We start from the raw sequence: 2,189 nt of genomic DNA on the forward strand, positions 1-2,189 counted from the left end.
CCATTATAGTCCGTTAGATAACTAGAATGGTTGAGAAAATTTGGGAGGACGACAAGGATTGCGAGTGATAAATCCTTGTATTTATTAATACTATAAAGGATGGATATTATCCTGCTTTCCGTGTTTAGATATCACCAATTTTAGTAGGGGTTTAGAATGGTGAGTTAGTATATTATTGGATGTTTCCATCATTACTTGAAGTTTTTTATAAAACAGGATCCAAGATAAATGGTATTATTGTCCCGACTGATAAGAAAATCGAAATATACTGGTTCATTTTATGGACAAAATTAAAAAAGTTGGTGTTTTCCTATGACCCGTTGTGATTGTTGCGATACAGAGTTTAGATGGAGTGAAATTTTAAAGAGGAACTTGTATTATGGATTCATTGCATGCCGAAAGTGCAGGTGTGAACATAAAATTGATTTTCCTTCCAGGTTAAAAGTAACGCTTGTAAGTGTTGTTCCGTTCCTGGTATTCGGATTGTTTTTAACCCCTTTCGCCAATGCTTTTTTTACCATCGTGACAGGTCTCTTTACATTTATAATCGGTATGCTCATAAGTCCTTTTGTAGCTAATTATAAGTTAGTTAAGGAAGGGCAATAAACTTATGAACGTGAGGAACTATCGTAATCACAGAGAAGTTTACCATAGAGGGTAAGCTTCTTTTTTTAATACGATGGGATAGTTGCTCTTGACAGAATATTTTGAAATAATTGACATGATATTTAAGTAATAGGAGGCAGAAGCGGGTGAAGAGAACCATATTTCTCACGCCCGTGAAGGTAAACAACCAAGAGTAATACATCAATCTTTCCCCATCTATGACGTTCATGAATAGAAATAGAGAGGAGAAGTTTACTTCATGAAAAATCAAGTTAGCAGCTGTTTTATTCACCTGGTGAACTTTGAGAGCACGAAAGAATGGTATCAGAATGTAATGGATTTCGAAGTTGAAGACGAAGGAGAAGGATACGTGCAATTTAAAATGAATGGCCCTTCGTTCATTCTGTTGCAGGATCAAGTGAAACAGATCACTCCATTACCCTATTCGCCTTTCCTTTTTGAGACGGATGATATCGAGTTAACGCAAAAGAAGTTAATAGAAAAGAATGTAAAAGTTGAAGAGATTGAGAACTTTGGTGGTCAAATGTTTGGGTGTCATTTTTATGATCCGGAAGGCAATAAACTGCTAGCGTGTACGACCGGATAACTTTACTTACAGGTTAGAGGATAAGGAACAGGGGGGGAACGAATGGCTGATTGTCCAATTAATCACCATGTAAAGGCTGTATTTATTCCGGTTGAAGATATTGAAAAAGCTAAAGAGTGGTATGAGGATGTGTTAGGGATTGAAGGAGGAGAGATTCAATTCGGTCATTTATTTGTAGCGGACATGAATGGAACAGATTTAGTGTTTGATGAGATGCCGATGTGGCGAGGGGAAAATGGTGAATTACCTACATTGAGCGTGCCGGCTATTCAATTCAGCTCGAATGATATTCATGCCTCTTACCGATTATTGAAAGAACAGAATGTTGAGCTTGTGTCGGAGGTCATGCATGATCACTTTTTTGTCTTCAAGGACCCGGATGGGAATATGCTGATGGTTTGTCAGTGTTAAAAGGATGTTGGCCACTCACTAACATCCTTTTATTAGCGCAATCGAAAATATCGATCGATATCATCATAGATATCTGTTTTACTGATGTATTAAACACACGTCAGACTTATATAAATGTTTAGTGGTTTAAACCATGTATGTTGAACTTATTTCGTGAAGCATTTGCGTCGGTAAACTATAATGAATAAAACTTTATGGATGAGGTGACTGGATTGAATATTGTCGTACTTTATGGAGGAACGCGTGATGGAGGAAACACAGAATTATTAACAGAAACCGTTATAGGAGATTTATCGGTAGACAAAATATTTTTAAAAGATTATCAGATGAACCATATTGTCGATCAAAGACATGAGGAAAAAGGGTTTGATCAAGTAGAGGATGATTATGATCAAATTGTTTCGAAGGTAATGGATGCTGATGTGCTGATTTTTGCTACACCCATTTACTGGTACGGCATGTCCAGTCTGATGAAAACCTTTGTTGACCGATGGTCCCAGACCGCAAGAGACAATAATTTCCCGAATTTTTAAGCGTCCATGATGAATAAACCAGTGTACTTAAT

The 2,189-nt window shown here is 37.0% G+C and carries 3 protein-coding genes; all 3 read left to right on the forward strand.

Features of this window, described 5'->3' with window-relative positions:
- Nucleotides 1-865: 865 nt before the first annotated feature.
- The 3 genes from WAM07_RS06600 (at nt 866) to WAM07_RS06610 (ending at nt 2,157) form a co-directional block, all read left to right on the forward strand.
- Nucleotides 866-1,213 (forward strand): VOC family protein, encoded by a 348-nt coding sequence (locus tag WAM07_RS06600; RefSeq protein WP_422165742.1) that lies wholly within the window; start codon nt 866-868, stop codon nt 1,211-1,213.
- A gap of 42 nt (nt 1,214-1,255) precedes the next feature.
- On the forward strand, nt 1,256-1,624 hold the full coding sequence (locus WAM07_RS06605) for a VOC family protein (RefSeq protein WP_422165743.1): 369 nt from the start codon (nt 1,256-1,258) through the stop codon (nt 1,622-1,624).
- Between the two features lie 212 nt (nt 1,625-1,836).
- On the forward strand, nt 1,837-2,157 hold the full coding sequence (locus tag WAM07_RS06610; RefSeq protein ID WP_422165744.1) for a flavodoxin family protein: 321 nt from the start codon (nt 1,837-1,839) through the stop codon (nt 2,155-2,157).
- Nucleotides 2,158-2,189: the final 32 nt, after the last annotated feature.

The organism is Halobacillus sp. (genome assembly GCF_049282395.1).
In the GTDB taxonomy this organism is placed as follows: Bacteria; Bacillota; Bacilli; order Bacillales; family Halobacillaceae; genus Halobacillus.